Genomic DNA, 17,487 nt, shown 5'->3' on the forward strand with positions numbered 1-17,487 from the left:
TCAGACTGCGAGTCTGGCCGAAACTCAGTTTCGCTCACGACAGGGCTGAAGCTTCGCTCAACCCCGCGCGTCGCAGGCCCAGGCACGGATCACGCATTCCTTGCCGCCGAACGCGTAGCATTTCTTCATCGCCTCATTGAGCGCGCTGGAGATGCGCGGTGCAACCGCGTAGCCGTGAGCGCCGCAAGGCTTGGCCATGTCGAGGGACAACGCAGCGCAGGCGCGTTTCATGGTGACCGCGCTGCAATTGCCTTTGCACTGCTTGAGCGCAGCGGCGCGCGCGCCCTGCTCTGCCGGGTAGTCGAAAGCCTGGCCGTAAGCCCCGCATTTTCCGACAGCCAGCGCGCCCGCTGCGTGAACGGACGTCGCAAGGCAGTAAGAGGCAAAAGACAAAACCAAAGCAAAAACGAAAATCGCGCGGAAATACGCGGCATTACGGTCGAGCAAAATCCCCTCCCCAGAGGTCATCCCGGGAGTCATCTAAGCCGAAGGGCGTTTCAACTTGGTGAACGAAACGGAAAGGCACGATCCCGAAAAGCGATCATGCCTGAGCGTTCTCTATTTGCGCTGCGCGTCCGCCAGCATTTCGGGCGTGTCGATGTCGAGGAAGGCGCTTTTCCCTTCGACCTCGACCTCCGCCACCGTCTCCGCATGTTGCGCAATGAGATGCCGCGCGCCGATGTCGCCGTCGAGCGTCATCAATTCGGGGAAGAACCGCCGCGACCACAATACCGGATTACCGCGCCGTCCCCCGGCCACCGGCACGACGATCAGCGAGCCGCGATCCGGCGCAAACGATTCGACGAGGCGGTCGATCAGTTTTGAATCGATCAGCGGCATATCGCCGAGGCAGACCACCACACCATCGGTGCTTTCAGGGACCGCGCCGATGCCGGTTTTCACCGACGTCGCGAGACCTTCGGCAAAGGCCGGATTGCGCACGAACTGGACCTTGAGCCCTTGTAACGCGGCCTCGACTTCGTCGCCCTGATGACCCGTGACGACGATGACAGGTGATGCTTTCGAAGCCAGCGCCTGCTCGGCAACAATTCGTACCAGCTTCTTGCCGTTCAGTTCGGCCAGCAGCTTGTTCGGCCCGCCCATACGGGTCGAGCGCCCCGCGGCAAGGATCATTGCTGCAACTTTCCGGTCGCCACCGGTCTCGACCGGCACGCGCGGCTGCGGCCGGGTCACGATTTCCATCAGCAGGCCGCCGACGCCCATGCCGGTGACATCGGCGCGCGTGACCGGAAGCCCGGCCAGCAGCCGCATCAGGATCCAGTCGAAGCCGTTCTCCTTCGGCGAGCGCGCGCATCCCGGCGCGCCCAGCACCGGCAGGTTGTTGACCTTTCCGATCAGCATGAGATTGCCGGGATCGACCGGCATCCCGAAATGCTCGACCAGACCGCCGATATTTTCGATGGCGGCCGGAATCACGTCGCGGCGGTCGGCGATGGCCGATGCGCCGAACACCAGCACCAGTTCGGCGCCCAGTGCGAGCAGTTCTTCGATCGCAGGCGCCAATGCATCTTCATCATGCGGAACGCGGCGTTCGGCAATGATCTCGGCGCCGGCCGGCGCGAGACGCTCCTGCGTCACGCGCAACGTCTTCTCGATCACTTTCGGAGCCAGCCCCGGCAGCATCGTCGAGACGACTCCGACACGTTTGATCTTGAACGGCGCAACATGCATACGTCCGGCGGCTGCAGCGACCACCGCAGCATCGCGCAGTTTCGCTTCCACACCGAACGGAATGATCTTGACGGTCGCGATCATTTCGCCAACCACGACCGCCTTGAAAGCCGACAGTGTTGCGAAGGTGATCGCTTCGTCCACGCGGTTGATGCGGTCCACCGCGTCGCGGTCCACCACCAGCACACCGGCTTCTGCGGCGAACAGATTGGCGCGTCCGGTGAACGCGCGTTCGACGCTGACGCCTTCGCCAGCCACCGCCTGCGCAATGCTCGCCGCCGCTTCGTCTTCCGACACGTCGCCGTCGTCCAGCCTTGCGACGACAATTTCCGTGATGCCCGCCTGCTTCAGCGCGGCGATTTCAGCAGCCCCGATCACGCTCCCCTTCTTGAGAACGAGCGAGCCCTGACGGATGGCGTGAACCGTGACGCCGCCAAGACCGTCTTCCGGCGCAACAGACCCGAATTTCATGCTGCGGACTTCGTTTTGAGCGGCGCATCGGCCGGCAGCCGAAGGCGCGCTGTGATTTCAGCCATGATAGCAACTGCGATCTCAGAGGGCGAGACTGCGCCGATGTTCAGGCCTATCGGCGCGTGAATGCGCGCAATGCTCTGCTCGCTTGCGCCTTGCGCCTTGAGCCTATCCACGCGCTTGCCATGCGTCTTTCGCGACCCGAGCGCGCCGATGTAGAAGCAGTCACGTTCCAGCGCATGCAGCAACGCCGGATCGTCGACCTTCGGATCGTGCGTCAGCGCGACGAACGCCGTGTAGCGGTCGACATTGAGCGGCGGCAGCGCCACATCGGGCCAGTCTGCGAACAGCGGGACGTCGGGAAATCGCTCGGGCGAAGCAAACGCCGTGCGCGGATCAACCACGAATACATCGTAATCCAGCGATTGTGCCAATGGCGCCAGCGCCTGACTGATGTGAACCGCGCCGATGATGACAAGACGCGCGGTCGGCGCATAGACGTTCAGGAACAGCTTCTTGCCGTCGATCTCGATCATGCCGCTCTTGCCCATGCGCAAGTGCTTGTCGAGTTCGGCGTGCAGCGGATCGGACGCGACGTTGGCAGCCTTGATCAGGCGCTGCTCGCCGCTTGCGACATCCGTGACAACAACCACGGCGCGGCGCGCGGCGCGCTCCGCATTCAGTTCAGTCAGCGTATCCTGTTTCAAGAGTTGCCCACCTTCTCGACAAACACGCGGATGGTCCCACCGCACGACAGCCCGACATTCCATGCCGTTTCATCCGCAACGCCAAACTCGAGCATCTTGGGCTTGCCGCTTGCGATCACGTCCAGCGCTTCCGTTACCACGGCACCTTCAACGCAGCCGCCGGAGACGGAGCCCAGAAAGGTGCCGTCGTCATTGATGACAAGGCTCGATCCTGCCGGACGCGGCGCGGAGCCCCAGGTTTCGACCACGGTCGCGAGCGCAACGCCGTGTCCGGCCTTGGTCCAGGTCTCAGCGGCTTTGAGAATATCTTCGTCGCGGTTGAGCATGATTCGATTCCTCAGGCTGCGGAGCGGGCGTCGATGCGACGGGGCGGTTGCTCCGACGACAGCGCGGCAATCAGCGTTTCCATGGACTTCAAGTTATGTACGGGGCGGAATTCATCAACATGCGGCAGCATCATTTTAATGCCGTGCGCCTTGGCCTCGAAGCCATCGAACCGCAGTAACGGATTGAGCCAGATCAGACGGCGGCACGAGCGATGCAGCCGGTCCATCTCGAATTCCAGCCGGGAATCCGCCTCACGCTCCAGACCGTCCGAGATCAGCAGCACGATGGCGCCCTGCCCCAACACCCGGCGGCCCCAGAGATTGTTGAAATTGTGCAGCGAGGTCGCGATCCGGGTGCCGCCGGCCCAATCCTCGACGCTGCTTGAGCACGCCGCCAGCGCTTCGTCGGGATCGCGCGCACGAAGCGCTCGCGTGACGTTAGTCAGCCGCGTGCCAAACAGGAACACCGAGACGCGCTTGCGCGCATCGGTGATCGCATGGAGGAATTGCAGGAACAGCCGCGTGTAGTCCGTCATCGAACCGGAAATATCGAGCAGCGCGACGATCGGCGCGGGCTTGTCGATGCGACCGAGGCGATGAAATTTCACGATCTCCCCGCCGGTACGCAGGCTTCCGCGCAACGTCCGCCGCAGATCGAGTCGTGTGCCGTGTGTGTCCGGCTTGAAGCGCCGCGTACGCAACTCGGCCTGCGGCAATTTCATCTGCGCAATTGCACGCGCGACCTCGGCGATCTCGGCGGCGCTCATCTGCGCAAAATCCTTGCGCTGGAGAACCTCGCGATCCGACACCGAGAGCTGAACGTTCTTCTCCTCGATTTCGGGCGCCTCCATATTTCGGCTTTTTGCAAAGGCCTCCTGAACGCGCCGCGAGGCCGGCGGCGGCGGCTTTTGCGCTTCAGGCGGCAGCGGCACCGAATCCAGCATGTGCTCGGTGCCCTCGGCGCGGCGGAAGAAAAGATCGAACGCCTGCGCGAACACCAGCGCGTGCTCGCGGCGCTTCACGAAAACAGATTCGAGCGTGGTGAAAAGGTCCGCGCGGTTGCCGATGTCGATCAAGCGCATCGCATTCAGCGCGTCGATCACAGCACCCGGACCGATGGGCAATCCCGCGACCCGCAGCGCACGCGCAAAGCCGATGATATTGTCAGCGATCAGTCCGGTGGCTGGGGTCTCGATGTCATTCGGCATGACGATGTCGCATTCAGGCAGCAGGATCGCTGACAGCTTCCTTGATGACCTTGTCGAGCGCGGGGCCCTGCATACGCCCGATATCATCCTGATACTTCAGCAACGCGCCGAGCGTATCGCCCACCACCTGCGGCGTCAGCGAACGCGCGTCGAGTTCGGTCAGTGCCGTTGCCCAGTCGATGGTTTCCGCCACGCCCGGCACCTTGAACAGGTCCTGTTCGCGCAGCGTTTGCACGAATCCGACCACCTGCTGCGACAGCTTCGCGCTGATGTTCGGCACGCGCGACTTGACGATGGCCAGTTCGCGCTCGGCGGATGGATAATCGACCCAGTGATAAAGGCAGCGTCGCTTGAGGGCGTCGTGAATCTCGCGGGTGCGGTTAGACGTCACAATGACGATGGGCGGCTGCGGCGCTTTCACGGTGCCGAATTCAGGAATCGTCACCTGAAAATCGCTGAGGATTTCCAGCAAGTACGCTTCGAAGGCCTCATCGGCACGGTCGAGTTCATCGATTAGCAGCACGGGCGGACCGGCGACATCGCTTTCGAGCGCCTGAAGCAGCGGACGTTTGATGAGATATTTTTCCGCGAACACATCGGACGAGAGCTGGTCGCGATCGGTTTCGCCGCTGGCCTCGGCCAGACGAATGGCAATCATCTGCGCTGCGCTGTTCCACTCGTACACTGCGGAGGCGACGTCGAGACCTTCATAGCATTGCAGACGGATCAGCTTGCGCCCGAGCGCTGCAGCGAGAACCTTGGCGATCTCGGTCTTGCCGACGCCCGCCTCGCCTTCCAGAAACAAGGGACGGCCCATGCGCAGCGACAGATACACGACGGTCGCGAGCGAGCGCTCGGCGAGATAGCCGCGGCTGGTGAGCAGATCGAGCGTTGCATCGACTGACGCCGGAATCTTGCTCATACTCAAATCACTCCAAATTCAGCTCTTCGCCGTCGCAGCTTCCAGCGCGCGCCGCGCAAGCACGCCGATCAGATGCGCGCGATATTCCGCGCTGCCGTGAATGTCGCTGTTCAGGCCATCGGCCGATACCGTCAACCCGTCAAGCGACTTCGGAGAGAAGCGCTTCTTCAATGCTTCTTCGAACTCGGTAACGCGGAACACGCCGTCGCCGCCTGCGCCCGTCACGGCAACACGCACGTCCGACGGACGCCGCGCCACAAACACGCCGACCAGCGCATAGCGCGAGGCCTGATTGCGGAATTTCTGATACGCAGCTTTCTTCGGCAGCGGAAACATCACGCGGGTGATGATCTCGTCGGGCTCGAGCGCCGTCGTGAACAGGCCCTGAAAGAATTCCTCCGGCTTGAGCCGGCGCTTGTTGGTGACGATGGTCGCACCCAGCGCCAACACCGCTGCCGGATAGTCTGCCGTCGGGTCATTGTTGGCGAGCGAGCCGCCGATGGTGCCCCTGTGACGAACCGCCGGATCACCGATCAGACCGGCAAGCTCGGACAGTGCCGGAATCGCTTCACCGACGATGGCGGAGTTGGCGACTTCCGCATGCGTCGCGGTCGCGCCGATGACCAGGCTGCGGCCTTTCATCTCGATACCGTTGAGGCCTTCGATATGGCTGAGATCGACCAGATGCGGCGGGCTGGCGAGCCGCTGCTTCATCACCGGCACCAGCGTATGACCGCCGGCGACCAGCTTCGCGTCTTCGTTCTTGAGGAGAAGGTTGGCGGCCTGCCGCACGGTCCCCGGACGATGATACTTGAAGTCGTACATAAATTGTCCTTCGGGAGCGTGTCGTTATGCGAGATCGGATTTGGCCATCGCCTTTGCGCCGGCCGCGATTGACAGCACGATGTTCTGATAGCCGGTGCAGCGGCAGAGATTGCCTTCGAGTTCTTCGCGGATGACATGTTCGCTGAGGTCGTGCCCCTTGCGATGCACGAGATCGACCGCCGTCATGATCATGCCGGGCGTACAGAAGCCGCATTGCAGTCCGTGGTGCTCGCGAAACGCTTCCTGCATCGGGTGCAGCGGCGCACCGTCCGCGGCGAGACCCTCGATGGTCCTGACCTCATGGCCGTCCGCCATCACCGCCAGCGTGGTGCAGGACTTCACGGCCTTGCCGTCGAGATGGACGACGCATGCGCCGCACTGCGACGTGTCGCAACCGACATGGGTGCCGGTCAGTCGAAGGTTCTCACGCAAGAACTGGACGAGCAGCGTGCGTGAATCGACCTTGCCCGTCACGGGATTGCCGTTCACGATCAGTGAAATCTTGGCCATCAACACTCTCTTGTTTTCGGCTTGGCACCCAGGGTTTGGCGCCCGGGTTCTGGCACTGAGGTTTCGCGGCACCGCATGGCGCGGCCAACGCGTTTAAAATGGTTCCAAACTGATAATATGGCCCATTCCGGCAATGAGCAACCTCGCGGCGCAGCACATGCGGACAAGAAGGCTTGATTTGCGTGGGGGGCTGATATGCCGAAACGGCCTCAGCCCGCCTTCACAGCTTCTGCGAATTTCGCGAAGAACTCATCAGCAAGCTTCTTGGCCGAGCCGTTGATGAGCCGCTGCCCGAGCTGCGCGAGCTTGCCGCCGATCTGGGCGTCGACATTATAGCTCAGCAGCGTGCCGCCATCCTTGTCCGCCAACGCCACCGTCGCGCCGCCCTTGGCGAAGCCCGCAACGCCGCCCTCGCCCTCGCCGGAAATCTTGTAGCTGTTCGGCGGATCGAAATCGCTCAGCGTGACCTTGCCTTTGAAGCGTGCGGACACCGGGCCGACCTTCATCTTGGCGACCGCCTCGAACTGATTCTCCCCGGCCACATTCAATTCCTCGCAGCCCGGAATACAGGCCTTCAGAACAGCCGGATCGTTGAGCTTCTGCCACACCACTTCGCGAGTCGCCGGAAGCTGGACTTCGCCTGTCATCGTCATCGCCATGGTGGTTCTCCGCATTCACTGGCCGCGCCGGGCACGCTCTTATCTTATACCCAAGTAAGCCACTGGCTGCGCAAATGAAAGGGGCTCGTTCAGCATTCGACCGTACCAATATTGCAAGCCGTGCATTGCGCTATTGGCACGCCTTCCCCGGTTGGTTAGGGTCCGCCCATCATGAGTTCATCACTGCCTCCCCTGCTCGCACCCTTGTTGTCGAGCGCCGCCATGCGCTTGGTGTGCGACGATCAGGTTTATTTGCAGCACATGCTCGACTTCGAACATGCGCTTGCGCGAGCCGAGGCGGCGGCGGGCTTGATTCCGGCGAGCGCCGTCGCAAGCATCGCAAACGCCTGCCATGCCGAAGCCTTCGACCGGACCGCGCTTGCCGAGGCCGCGGCCCAGGCCGGAAATCTCGCCATCCCGCTGGTCAAAATGCTCACGGCCAAGGTCGCTCAGGCGGACCCTTCCGCCGCGCGCTACGTGCACTGGGGCGCGACCAGCCAGGACGTGATCGATACCGCCACCATGTTGGGCCTGCGGGCGGCCATCAACGCATTAACCACCGATCTCGACCGCGCCATTGCCGGATTTGCGAAACTGGCCGCGCAGCATCGCGAAACGATCATGGTCGGACGTACATGGTTGCAGCACGCGCTGCCGATGCCATTCGGACTGAAGCTGGCCGAATATGCAGCCGCGTTGAATCGTTCGCGCCAGCGGCTGAAGCGCCTGCTTGGCGAAACGCTCGCGCTGCAATTCGGCGGCGCGGCGGGAACACTTGCCGCTCTTGGCGACAAAGGTTTCAAGGTGGCCGAACACCTCGCCGTTGAACTGTCGCTGCCGCTGCCAGACGCCCCCTGGCACACGCATCGCGACCGCATCGCCGATGTCGCCTCGGTGCTGGCCATTCTCACAGGCACCTGCGGCAAGATCGCTCGCGATGTGTCGCTCATGATGCAGACGGATGTCGCGGAAGCATTTGAGCCCGCCGCAGCCGGCCGCGGCGGCTCCTCGACGATGCCGCACAAACGCAATCCCGTCGCGGCCGCGTCCGCTCTGGCCGCGGCGACCATGGCGCCGAACCTGGCCGCAACCATCTTCGCAGCCCAGGTGCAGGAGCACGAGCGAAGCGCGGGTCCCTGGCATGCGGAATGGCCGACATTGCCGACGCTGCAACTGGTGACATCCGGCGCACTTGCGGCCATTGCCGACATCGCCGAAGGACTTGAAGTCGATACCGCGCGGATGCAAGCCAATCTCGGCACGACCCACGGCCTGATCATGGCCGAAGCGGTCGCGATGGCGCTCGCGGACAAGGTCGGCAAGAGCGAAGCCCATCACATGGTCGAAGCCGCAAGCCGCATTTCTATCGAAACCAGGCAACCCCTTCGCGACGTGCTGGCGAAAGATTCGCGCATCACCGCCTATCTCGGCGCTGAGGCGCTTGAGCAATTGTTCGAACCGCGCGCCTATCAGGGCGTATCGCAGACGATGATCGACCGGTTGCTCGCGTCGCTCGACCACAAATAAGAAACGGAGAAAATTCAATGCCCATGATCGACGCCGACGGCTGCTTGCTCAATGTCTCGGTCGAAGGACGCGATGGCGGACCGACCATCATGCTGTCGAATTCGCTCGGCGCGACAATGCAAATGTGGGAGCCGCAGATGGCGGCGCTGACGAAACTGTACCGCGTGGTGCGCTACGACCGGCGCGGCCATGGCAAGTCCGGTGCGCCTCCGGGCCCCTATTCGATGGAGCGTTTCGGCAAGGACGTGCTGGCGATTCTCGACGATCTCAACATCGAGAAAATCCACTGGTGCGGGCTTTCAATGGGCGGCATGGTCGGTCAGTGGCTCGGCGCCCACGCGCCGGAACGGATCGACCGGATGATCCTTGCCAACACGTCCTGCTATTATCCCGATCCGACCAACTGGCTGAACCGCATCAAGGCGGTGAACGAAGGCGCCATCGCCTCGATTGCCGATGCCGTGATCGCCGGATGGCTGACGGCGGATTTCCGCGAACGTGAGCCGCAGATCGCCACGCGCATGAAGGCAATGCTGGTCGCCACACCGCAGCAAGGCTACGTCGCCTGCTGTGAGGCGTTGAGCCGGCTCGATCAGCGCGAACTGTTGCCGCGCATCAAGGCGCCGACACTGGTGATCGCCGGCCGCCATGATGTGGCGACGCCGGTGGAGGCCGGCGTGTACATTCGCAGCAACATCCCGAATGCGAGCATGACGCTGCTCGATGCGGCACACATCTCGAATGTTGAGCAGTCACACAACTTCACCGAGGCCGTGGTCGGCTTCCTGACCCAACGCTGAGAGCAACCCGATGGACGACGATCAACGGCGAGATCAGGGAACACAGCGCCGGCGCAAGGTGCTCGGTAACGCTTGGGTCGACAAGTCGGCGGCAGGCAAAAACTCGTTCAATGCGGACTTTCTCGATCTCATCACCCGTTATGCCTGGGGCGAAATCTGGACGCGGCCGCATTTCGACGAGCGCACCCGGCGCGTGCTGGTGATCGGCACCATGATGGCGCTCGGGCAATGGGATGAATTTCGGATGCATGTCCGCGCGGCCCTCACCGAGGGCGGCTTCACGCCGGACGACATCAAGGAAATCCTGCTTCAACAGGCGATCTATTGCGGCGTCCCCACCGCCAACCATGCGGTCAAGGAATCAGCCGGCGTGATTCAGGAATTGGGACTGCTCGACAAGTAGCCCTGCTGCGGCATGGTGGACGTCGCTTCCTCACGGGACGCGACGACGGCGGGATCGGTATCGATGATCAGCAGGATCGCCGCTCCGATCAGCAACAGCGACTCGCTGGCGTGAAGCCGCAACGCCGCCATCTCGCCGACCTTCGATGCCGCAATCAGGCTCGCCATGCTGATGAACGCGCCGAGGCCCAGCGCAAAAGCCAGCGCCTCGTCGCAACCGCCCTTCCGGCGTATCGCGACACGAATAACCAGCAGCAGGAAGACCAGGAAGAACGCGGCAACAATGACCTTGCCCAGCGCAAGCAGCCACGCGACCCGAATGGTGTCCATCGCCGAAAGGCTTAGAAAGTCGCTAACATAGAACGCGGCGGCGATGTTGGTGCGGTCATAGAAGCCGCGGATCGGCGAGATCCAGATTTTCAGCGCCGAAATCGTCCAGGACGGGATGAAATAACACGCCAGTAGCGTGCCGTTGACCGTGCTGATCCGCCAATCCCTGGACATTGCCGCCTACTCCGACCGTGAGGCCGGAGCTAACTCCGCTCAACTGGGAGCGGCAATTTAAACCCTTTCTTAACCTTAACGACCGGGCTTCGCCTGTGGACAACGGGCACGGAACACCCAAAAGAAAATCCCGCCTTCCGGCGGGATCTTCCTGGCATTCCGAACGGGCGTTTACGGCATGATCCCGAAAAGACTTTCGGATCAGATCATGCCCCGAATTTAATGCCCGCCCTTTTGCTGACCTTGCTGACCCGGCTTCTGGCTCGGATCCTGCTGCTGCTGACCGGGCTTTTGGCCGCCGCCTTGCTGCTGCTGACCCGGCTTCTGGCTCGGGTTCTGGCTCTGCTGGCCGGGTTTCTGGTTCGGATTGTTCTGGTTGCCCATGTTGACATCTCCTTCGTTGAGCGAAAGATCAACCAAGGTCACTGCGGTTGGTTTCAATGGAACAGCGGGTTCCTTCATGAACTCTCCATCGCAGCGCAAACGTCGTGGACGACGACCTCACGCCGCACCCGCGCCGGTTGCCGCATCCGGTTCCCGCTGTTAGAAAATGGGACGACGCGACGATCCGGCTGCCGGGGCCTTCGACGTGTCGATCTGTTCGCTCGAACACGGCAGCCCATGGATTATTTCGCCCAGCAACTCATCAACGGACTGGTGCTCGGGTCGATCTACGGGTTGATCGCCATCGGCTATACGATGGTCTACGGCATCGTCGGCATGATCAATTTCGCCCACGGCGACATTTTCATGATCGGCGGTTTCATCGCCCTCATTACCTTTCTCATCCTGGTATCGATCGGCCTCACCGTCGTCCCCGTCATTCTGCTTCTGGTGCTGCTGGTGGCGATGGCCGTCACCGCGCTCTATGGCTGGACCGTCGAACGCATTGCCTACCGGCCGTTGCGGCAGTCGTTCCGTCTGGCGCCGATGCTCTCCGCCATCGGCATGTCGTTCGTGCTGACAAATTTCGCGCAGGTGTCGCAAGGCGCGCGGGTCAAGCCGGTGCCGCCCGTCATCACCGGCGGCTACACGCTGTTCGAAAATGACGGCTTCGTGGTGCGGCTGTCGAACATCCAGATCATCGTCGTTGTCACCACCGTCATTCTGCTCGCGATCTTCTCATGGCTCGTGGCGCGCACGCGGCTCGGCCGCGACATGCGCGCCTGCGAACAGGACCAGACCATGGCCGCCCTGCTCGGCGTCGATGTCGATCGCACCATCTCGATGACCTTCGTGATCGGCGCAGCCCTCGCCGCCGTCGCGGGCATGATGTATCTGCTCTATTACGGCGTGGTCGATTTCTTCATGGGCTTTGTCGCCGGCATCAAGGCCTTCACCGCCGCTGTGCTCGGCGGCATTGGCTCCCTGCCCGGCGCGATGCTCGGCGGCTTGCTGATCGGCCTGATCGAGACCTTCTGGTCCGCCTACTTCACGTCCGAATACAAGGACGTTGCGGCGTTTTCGATTCTCATCGTCGTCCTGATCTTTCTTCCGACCGGCCTTCTCGGCCGTCCGGAAGTCGAAAAAGTCTGAGAGGCAGCGTGGCGCGTTCAGTCGATTCCGCCGCCCACGCGCCGAAAGCCGCCGCAGCCCCGCACGGCATCGCCTTCATCCTCAAGAAGTCATTCATCAGCGCCCTCGTGGCGCTGGCTCTGTTTTCGCTGATGATCGGCATTCGCACCGAGGCCGGACCAGAAGGCCAGTTGATCTACTGGACGCGGTTCGGCGATCTCGCCGCGCTCGTCGCCGCTGTGTTTTTCGGCAGCATCATTGTCGAATTAATTCGACAATGGATTGGGCCCTCCAGAACCATCTCGCTGGTTCCTGAATCCGCCAGCAGCGTCATCGCCACGCTGCGCCGGTTTCTCGCGCCGGCCCTGCTCGTCTTCACGCTGCTGGTGCCGGTGATCTTCTACGAGCAGCGCTACATCCTCGACCTCGGCATTCTGGTGCTCACCTATGTGATGCTCGGATGGGGACTGAATGTTGTCGTCGGCCTCGCAGGCCTGCTTGATCTCGGCTACGTCGCGTTCTACGCGGTCGGTGCATATTCCTACGCATTGCTGGCGACGACTTTCGATCTGTCGTTCTGGGTCTGCCTGCCGCTGGCGGGAATTCTCGCGGCATTCTGGGGCGTGCTGCTTGGCTTTCCGGTGCTGCGACTGCGCGGCGACTACCTCGCCATCGTCACGCTGGCGTTCGGCGAAATCATCCGTCTGATCCTGCTGAACTGGCAGCACGTCACGGGCGGTCCCAACGGCATCACCGGCATTCCGCGTCCGACCTTCTTCGGCATTCCGCTGACCAACACCGATGACGGCCTCGCTACCCTGCTCGACATCGAGTTCTCCGCGACCCATCGCGTGGTTTTCCTGTTCTACCTGATCCTCGCGCTCGCGCTGCTGACCAACTGGGTCACGATCCGCCTGCGCCGCCTGCCCATCGGCCGCGCATGGGAAGCCTTGCGCGAAGACGAAGTCGCGTGCCGCTCGCTCGGCATCAACACCACCACGACGAAGCTGACCGCATTCGCCACCGGCGCGATGTTCGGCGGCTTTGCCGGCGCTTTCTTCGCGACCCGTCAGGGCTTCATCAGCCCTGAGTCGTTCACGTTCCAGGAATCCGCGCTGGTGCTGGCGATCGTGGTGCTGGGCGGCATGGGCTCGCAGCTCGGCGTCGCGCTGGCGGCGCTTGCCATGATCGGCGGGTTTGAACTGTTCAGAGGACTGGAACAGTTCCGTATGCTGGTGTTCGGCGCGGCGATGGTGCTGCTGATGATCTGGCGGCCGCGCGGACTGATCGGCCATCGCGCTCCATCGGTATTTCTCGAGAAGCCGACGGAGATTTCATCCACCATGGTCAAGGAAGGCCAAGGATGATTTCCGCATGACACGCGAGGCCGAAGACAACATTCTCGATGTCGATCATCTGTCGATGCGCTTCGGCGGCATCGTCGCGGTCAACGACCTGTCGTTCACGGCGAAGCGCGGTGACATCACCGCGCTGATCGGCCCCAACGGCGCCGGCAAGACCACCGTATTCAACTGCATCACGGGCTTCTACAAGCCGACCACCGGCATGATGCGGCTCATCCACGACGACCATCGTGAGTTTCTGCTGGAGCGGCTGTTCGACTATCGCATCTCGAAAGTGGCGAAGGTCGCGCGCACATTCCAGAATATCCGGCTGTTCGCGGGCATGACCGCGCTGGAAAACCTGCTGGTGGCGCAGCACAACGCGCTGATGCGCGCGTCGGGCTATACGTTCCTCGGCCTGATCGGCGCACCCGGTTTCCGACGCGCTGAACAAAGCGCCATCGAGCTTGCGCGCTACTGGCTCGACCGCATCGGCCTCACCGCCCGTGCCGACGACGCGGCGGGCAACCTGCCCTACGGCGACCAGCGGCGGCTGGAAATCGCGCGCGCGATGTGTTCCGAGCCGTCGCTGCTGTGCCTCGACGAGCCCGCTGCCGGTCTGAACGCGCGCGAAAGCGACGCGCTGAGCGAATTATTGCTGGCGATCCGCAAGGATCACGGCACGTCGGTTCTGCTGATCGAACACGACATGTCGGTGGTGATGGAAATTTCCGACTGCATCTTCGTGCTCGATCACGGCGTCAAGATCGCAGCGGGCACGCCGCGCGAAATACGCGACGATCCGAAAGTCATCGCGGCCTATCTCGGCGCCGACGAGCAAACCGCCATCGAAGTGATGGAGGGCGGAACGTGAGTGCGGCCTCCCTCCTCTCCATTCGCGGCCTCGTCGCCGCTTACGGCAACATCGAAGCGCTGAAAGGCGTCGATCTCGACATCAAGACCGGCGAAATCGTGGCGCTGATCGGCGCCAATGGCGCAGGCAAGTCCACGCTGATGATGTCGGTGTTCGGCCGGCCGCGCGCGCTGGCCGGCACCATCGAATTCGACGGCCGCGACATTACTTTCGAGCCGACCCATCACGTCGCGCGGCTGCGCATCGCCCAGTCACCCGAAGGACGGCGAATTTTTCCGCGCATGACGGTGGCGGAAAACCTGCGCATGGGCGCGGACGCTGCCGTTGAGAGCACCGAGGCCGAGCGCAACGCAAGCCTTGAACGTATCTTCGCGCTGTTTCCGCGCCTCAAGGAGCGCATCGCCCAGCGCGGCGGCACACTCTCAGGCGGCGAACAGCAGATGCTGGCCATCGGCCGCGCGCTGATGAGCCGCCCGCGTCTCCTGATGCTGGACGAGCCGTCGCTCGGCCTCGCACCGCTGATCGCGCGGCAGATCTTCGACGCCGTCCGCACGCTCAACAAGCAAGACGGACTGACGGTGCTGATCGTCGAACAGAATGCCAATCATGCCCTCAGACTCGCGCATCGCGGCTACGTGATGGTCAATGGCAAGATCACACTGAGCGGAACCGGCGCGGAACTTCTCGCGCGTCCTGAAATCCGCGCGGCCTATCTTGAGGGAGGCCGGCACTGATGGACCTGTACTCGAACGAATCCATCTTTCAGGTGCTGTTCGTCACCCTCATTCTGGGCGCGGGCTGCGCCCTGCTCGCCGGACGCGCCATCGCGCTGACCTGGCGCAGCATCTGGATCGCGGTCATCGCCATGATCCCCATGGGGATGGCCGTGCGGTTCGTGCACTTCGCGCTGTTCAACGAAACCCTGCTCCAGCCGAAAACCTACGTCGTCGAGACCGCCATCCTGATTGTGGTCGCCTGCCTGTCATTTCAGCGCACCCGCGCGTCACAGATGGTGAAACAGTATTACTGGCTGTACGAACCAAACGGCCCCCTCGGCTGGCGGCTGCGGCAAGATGCACCAGCCAACTCCTGAGCAGGCGCGAAATTTGCCGATGACTTGGCGGTAAAATCAGCGGACAATATCCGCGATTTGTTCGCCCCGGCGGGCCAGTTGGCTGCGCCTATCGAGACCTGCATGAGGACTGCCCTATGAAACCAATCCACATCCTTGGCCTCGCACTCGGCGCGTCGATCGCCTTGTCGACTGCTGCGTTTGCGCAAGATATCCCTGTTGCCGTTGCCGGTCCGATGACGGGCAGCGAATCCGCGTTCGGGCGCCAGATGAAGAACGGCGCGGACATGGCCATCGCCGATCTCAACAGCGCGGGCGGCGTCAACGGCAAGAAGCTAGCCCTGCAAGTCGGCGACGACGCCTGCGATCCGAAGCAGGCCCGTTCGGTCGCCGAAAAGCTCGCAAGCTCCAAGGTGCAGTTCGTCGCCGGGCATTTCTGCTCGTCGTCGTCGATTCCCGCATCGGAAGCCTATGCGGAGGGCAACGTCCTCCAGATCACGCCGGCCTCGACCAATCCGGTCTTCACCGAGCGCAAATTGTGGAACGTGCTGCGCGTCTGCGGCCGTGACGATCAGCAGGGCCTCGTCGCCGCGCAGTACATCCAGAAAGCCTTCGCCGGCAAGAACGTCGCGATCCTCAACGACAAGACCACCTACGGAAAGGGTCTCGCGGACGAAACCAAGAAGGCGCTGAACGCCGCCGGCTTCAAGGAGAAGCTGTTCGAGTCCTACAACAAGGGCGACAAGGACTTTAACTCCATCGTCTCGCGTCTGAAGCGCGACAACATCGATCTGGTCTATGTCGGTGGCTACCATCAGGAAGCCGGGCTGATCCTGCGCCAGATGCGCGACCAGGGCCTCAAAACCGTGCTGATGGCCGGCGACGCGATGAACGACAAGGAATTCGCTTCGATCACGGGCGCTGCCGCGGAAGGCACGCTGTTCACCTTCGGCCCAGACCCGCGCAACAAACCGACCGCCAAGGCCATCGTCGAGAAGTTCAAGGCGAAGGGCATCGATCCGGAAGGCTACACGCTCTACACCTATGCCTCGTTCCAGGTCTGGTCGCAGGCCGCCAAGAAGATCAACAGCACCGATCCCAAGAAACTCGTCGAAGCCATCAAGGGCGGCGAATGGGACACCGTGCTGGGCAAGCTGTCGTTCGACGCCAAGGGCGACATCAAGCTGCTCGACTATGTCGTCTACAAGTGGGACGCCAAGGGCAACTACGCCGAGCTGGCGAAGGGGTCGTGAGTTAGCCTCACCCCTCACCAATCAAGTTACGTCATGGCCGGGACTTGTCCCGGCCTGACTGTTTCAACTACCCGAAATTCTGCAATGCCGGAAACGTCTCCAGCAGCCAGATGCTGGCGCTCGTCACCGCGCCGGTCAGAAATCCGATCCCGACCAGAATCATCAGCGCGCCCATGACCCGCTCGACGGTGGCAAGATGTTTTTTCATCCGTGCCAGCACCGATGAGAACCGCTCCACCATGAAGGCCGCAATCAGGAATGGAATGCCGAGGCCGGCGGAATAAACCGCGAGCAGGCCCGCGCCCTTCGTCACCGTCGCTTCCGACGCCGCGACCGACAGGATCGCCGCGAGGATCGGCCCGATGCACGGCGTCCAGCCGAACGCAAACGCCAGCCCCATCACATAGGCGCCCCACAAGCCGACCGGCTTCGGGATCGGCAACCGTCCCTCTCGCATCAGGAAACCGATGCGCGTCAATCCGAGGAAGTGCAGCCCCATCAGAATAATCGCGATGCCCGCGACGATGGAGAGTTGCGCAGACCAGGCCCGGATCAGCCCCCCGATCAGACTCGCGCTGGCGCCGAGCGCCACGAACACCGTCGAAAATCCCAGCACGAACACCAGCGCCGACACCATGACGGCGCGCTTCGAGGCGCGCTGTTCCTCGTCATTGGCGACATGCTCGATGGTCGCGCCGGTCAGATAGATCAAATACGGCGGCACCAGCGGCAATACGCATGGCGAGAGAAAGCTGATGATGCCAGCGGCAAGCGCGGCGGGAATGGAGACATCGTTGATCATGCCGCTTATTGCACTGCCGCCCATATGCTATGCAAGCTCCGCGCCGCTCCTTCTCCGTGTTGTGATCGCGCGTTA

General features: G+C 62.5%; 21 protein-coding genes. 9 read left to right on the forward strand and 12 right to left on the reverse strand.

Features of this window, described 5'->3' with window-relative positions:
* Window positions 1-57: 57 nt before the first annotated feature.
* From AC07UB_RS22750 to AC07UB_RS22790, 9 genes are all read right to left on the reverse strand, one after another.
* On the reverse strand, window positions 58-468 hold the full coding sequence (locus tag AC07UB_RS22750) for a DUF4189 domain-containing protein (protein ID WP_492790106.1): 411 nt from the start codon (window positions 466-468) through the stop codon (window positions 58-60).
* 90 nt (window positions 469-558) lie between these two features.
* Window positions 559-2,163, reverse strand: coding sequence for an NTP transferase domain-containing protein (locus AC07UB_RS22755; protein ID WP_492790107.1), 1,605 nt, complete (start codon window positions 2,161-2,163; stop codon window positions 559-561).
* The gene (locus AC07UB_RS22760) at window positions 2,160-2,870 is read right to left on the reverse strand and encodes an XdhC family protein (RefSeq protein WP_492790108.1); all 711 of its coding nucleotides are present in this window, start codon (window positions 2,868-2,870) and stop codon (window positions 2,160-2,162) included. The genes AC07UB_RS22755 and AC07UB_RS22760 overlap by 4 nt, the downstream gene beginning before the upstream one ends.
* Window positions 2,867-3,196, reverse strand: a complete 330-nt coding sequence (locus AC07UB_RS22765; protein WP_492790109.1) for an XdhC family protein — start codon at window positions 3,194-3,196, stop codon at window positions 2,867-2,869. Before AC07UB_RS22765 ends, AC07UB_RS22760 begins: the two co-directional genes overlap by 4 nt.
* A gap of 11 nt (window positions 3,197-3,207) precedes the next feature.
* The gene (locus AC07UB_RS22770) at window positions 3,208-4,404 is read right to left on the reverse strand and encodes a vWA domain-containing protein (protein WP_492790110.1); all 1,197 of its coding nucleotides are present in this window, start codon (window positions 4,402-4,404) and stop codon (window positions 3,208-3,210) included.
* A gap of 13 nt (window positions 4,405-4,417) precedes the next feature.
* Window positions 4,418-5,326, reverse strand: coding sequence for an AAA family ATPase (locus AC07UB_RS22775; RefSeq protein ID WP_492790111.1), 909 nt, complete (start codon window positions 5,324-5,326; stop codon window positions 4,418-4,420).
* A gap of 18 nt (window positions 5,327-5,344) precedes the next feature.
* Window positions 5,345-6,151: an FAD binding domain-containing protein gene (locus AC07UB_RS22780; protein WP_492790112.1), complete on the reverse strand. Its 807-nt coding sequence runs from the start codon at window positions 6,149-6,151 to the stop codon at window positions 5,345-5,347.
* 24 nt (window positions 6,152-6,175) lie between these two features.
* Window positions 6,176-6,661 (reverse strand): (2Fe-2S)-binding protein, encoded by a 486-nt coding sequence (locus AC07UB_RS22785; protein ID WP_494655022.1) that lies wholly within the window; start codon window positions 6,659-6,661, stop codon window positions 6,176-6,178.
* Window positions 6,662-6,870: 209 nt separating this feature from the next.
* Complete coding sequence (locus AC07UB_RS22790) at window positions 6,871-7,320, reverse strand: SRPBCC family protein (RefSeq protein ID WP_492790114.1); 450 nt, start codon at window positions 7,318-7,320, stop codon at window positions 6,871-6,873.
* Window positions 7,321-7,491: 171 nt separating this feature from the next.
* On the opposite strand from AC07UB_RS22790, the gene AC07UB_RS22795 reads away from it, so the two are divergent.
* The 3 genes from AC07UB_RS22795 to AC07UB_RS22805 are packed head-to-tail and all read left to right on the forward strand — an operon-like array spanning window position 7,492 to window position 10,050.
* Complete coding sequence (locus tag AC07UB_RS22795; protein ID WP_494655024.1) at window positions 7,492-8,847, forward strand: 3-carboxy-cis,cis-muconate cycloisomerase; 1,356 nt, start codon at window positions 7,492-7,494, stop codon at window positions 8,845-8,847.
* Window positions 8,848-8,864: 17 nt separating this feature from the next.
* Window positions 8,865-9,647, forward strand: a complete 783-nt coding sequence (gene pcaD / locus AC07UB_RS22800; RefSeq protein ID WP_494655026.1) for a 3-oxoadipate enol-lactonase — start codon at window positions 8,865-8,867, stop codon at window positions 9,645-9,647.
* Window positions 9,648-9,657: 10 nt separating this feature from the next.
* Window positions 9,658-10,050: a carboxymuconolactone decarboxylase family protein gene (locus tag AC07UB_RS22805; RefSeq protein WP_492790117.1), complete on the forward strand. Its 393-nt coding sequence runs from the start codon at window positions 9,658-9,660 to the stop codon at window positions 10,048-10,050.
* On the opposite strand, the gene AC07UB_RS22810 is transcribed toward AC07UB_RS22805, so the two are convergent.
* Both AC07UB_RS22810 and AC07UB_RS22815 read right to left on the reverse strand, forming a co-directional pair.
* Window positions 10,023-10,553 carry a hypothetical protein gene (locus tag AC07UB_RS22810; protein ID WP_492790118.1) on the reverse strand — a complete coding sequence of 177 codons (531 nt, stop codon included), beginning with the start codon at window positions 10,551-10,553 and terminating at the stop codon, window positions 10,023-10,025. The two genes, AC07UB_RS22805 and AC07UB_RS22810, sit on opposite strands and share 28 nt — an antisense overlap.
* Window positions 10,554-10,772: 219 nt before the next feature.
* Window positions 10,773-11,015, reverse strand: a complete 243-nt coding sequence (locus AC07UB_RS22815) for a hypothetical protein (RefSeq protein WP_494655028.1) — start codon at window positions 11,013-11,015, stop codon at window positions 10,773-10,775.
* Between the two features lie 159 nt (window positions 11,016-11,174).
* Here AC07UB_RS22815 and AC07UB_RS22820 point away from each other — a divergent pair, with 159 nt between their 5' ends.
* From AC07UB_RS22820 to AC07UB_RS22845, 6 genes are all read left to right on the forward strand, one after another.
* Complete coding sequence (locus AC07UB_RS22820) at window positions 11,175-12,089, forward strand: ABC transporter permease subunit (protein ID WP_492790120.1); 915 nt, start codon at window positions 11,175-11,177, stop codon at window positions 12,087-12,089.
* Window positions 12,090-12,097: 8 nt separating this feature from the next.
* Window positions 12,098-13,435, forward strand: coding sequence for a high-affinity branched-chain amino acid ABC transporter permease LivM (livM, locus tag AC07UB_RS22825; protein WP_494655030.1), 1,338 nt, complete (start codon window positions 12,098-12,100; stop codon window positions 13,433-13,435).
* Window positions 13,436-13,442: 7 nt separating this feature from the next.
* The gene (locus AC07UB_RS22830) at window positions 13,443-14,285 is read left to right on the forward strand and encodes an ABC transporter ATP-binding protein (RefSeq protein ID WP_494655032.1); all 843 of its coding nucleotides are present in this window, start codon (window positions 13,443-13,445) and stop codon (window positions 14,283-14,285) included.
* Window positions 14,282-15,019, forward strand: a complete 738-nt coding sequence (locus AC07UB_RS22835) for an ABC transporter ATP-binding protein (protein ID WP_494655034.1) — start codon at window positions 14,282-14,284, stop codon at window positions 15,017-15,019. The genes AC07UB_RS22830 and AC07UB_RS22835 overlap by 4 nt, the downstream gene beginning before the upstream one ends.
* A complete protein-coding gene (locus AC07UB_RS22840; protein WP_494655035.1) occupies window positions 15,019-15,378 on the forward strand; it encodes a DUF6867 family protein in 360 nt (119 codons plus the stop codon). The genes AC07UB_RS22835 and AC07UB_RS22840 overlap by 1 nt, the downstream gene beginning before the upstream one ends.
* Window positions 15,379-15,494: 116 nt before the next feature.
* Window positions 15,495-16,610, forward strand: coding sequence for a branched-chain amino acid ABC transporter substrate-binding protein (locus AC07UB_RS22845; RefSeq protein WP_492790125.1), 1,116 nt, complete (start codon window positions 15,495-15,497; stop codon window positions 16,608-16,610).
* Window positions 16,611-16,677: 67 nt separating this feature from the next.
* Here the strand turns inward: AC07UB_RS22845 and AC07UB_RS22850 are convergent, their stop codons facing one another.
* Window positions 16,678-17,412, reverse strand: a complete 735-nt coding sequence (locus tag AC07UB_RS22850; protein WP_492790126.1) for a cytochrome c biogenesis CcdA family protein — start codon at window positions 17,410-17,412, stop codon at window positions 16,678-16,680.
* Window positions 17,413-17,487: the final 75 nt, after the last annotated feature.

It is taken from the genome of Afipia sp. GW821-FHT04G03 (genome assembly GCF_059419985.1).

Coding starts and splice junctions, on each gene's coding strand:
- AC07UB_RS22750 (WP_492790106.1), bottom strand. CDS start 468: ATGACCTCTGGGGAGGGGATTTTGCTCGACCGTAATGCCGCGTATTTC.
- AC07UB_RS22765 (WP_492790109.1), bottom strand. CDS start 3,196: ATGCTCAACCGCGACGAAGATATTCTCAAAGCCGCTGAGACCTGGACC.
- AC07UB_RS22830 (WP_494655032.1), top strand. CDS start 13,443: ATGACACGCGAGGCCGAAGACAACATTCTCGATGTCGATCATCTGTCG.
- AC07UB_RS22755 (WP_492790107.1), bottom strand. CDS start 2,163: ATGAAATTCGGGTCTGTTGCGCCGGAAGACGGTCTTGGCGGCGTCACG.
- AC07UB_RS22815 (WP_494655028.1), bottom strand. CDS start 11,015: ATGAAGGAACCCGCTGTTCCATTGAAACCAACCGCAGTGACCTTGGTT.
- AC07UB_RS22785 (WP_494655022.1), bottom strand. CDS start 6,661: ATGGCCAAGATTTCACTGATCGTGAACGGCAATCCCGTGACGGGCAAG.
- pcaD (WP_494655026.1), top strand. CDS start 8,865: ATGCCCATGATCGACGCCGACGGCTGCTTGCTCAATGTCTCGGTCGAA.
- AC07UB_RS22840 (WP_494655035.1), top strand. CDS start 15,019: ATGGACCTGTACTCGAACGAATCCATCTTTCAGGTGCTGTTCGTCACC.
- AC07UB_RS22790 (WP_492790114.1), bottom strand. CDS start 7,320: ATGGCGATGACGATGACAGGCGAAGTCCAGCTTCCGGCGACTCGCGAA.
- AC07UB_RS22845 (WP_492790125.1), top strand. CDS start 15,495: ATGAAACCAATCCACATCCTTGGCCTCGCACTCGGCGCGTCGATCGCC.
- AC07UB_RS22770 (WP_492790110.1), bottom strand. CDS start 4,404: ATGCCGAATGACATCGAGACCCCAGCCACCGGACTGATCGCTGACAAT.
- AC07UB_RS22850 (WP_492790126.1), bottom strand. CDS start 17,412: ATGATCAACGATGTCTCCATTCCCGCCGCGCTTGCCGCTGGCATCATC.
- AC07UB_RS22795 (WP_494655024.1), top strand. CDS start 7,492: ATGAGTTCATCACTGCCTCCCCTGCTCGCACCCTTGTTGTCGAGCGCC.
- AC07UB_RS22820 (WP_492790120.1), top strand. CDS start 11,175: ATGGATTATTTCGCCCAGCAACTCATCAACGGACTGGTGCTCGGGTCG.
- AC07UB_RS22810 (WP_492790118.1), bottom strand. CDS start 10,553: ATGTCCAGGGATTGGCGGATCAGCACGGTCAACGGCACGCTACTGGCG.
- AC07UB_RS22775 (WP_492790111.1), bottom strand. CDS start 5,326: ATGAGCAAGATTCCGGCGTCAGTCGATGCAACGCTCGATCTGCTCACC.
- AC07UB_RS22780 (WP_492790112.1), bottom strand. CDS start 6,151: ATGTACGACTTCAAGTATCATCGTCCGGGGACCGTGCGGCAGGCCGCC.
- AC07UB_RS22805 (WP_492790117.1), top strand. CDS start 9,658: ATGGACGACGATCAACGGCGAGATCAGGGAACACAGCGCCGGCGCAAG.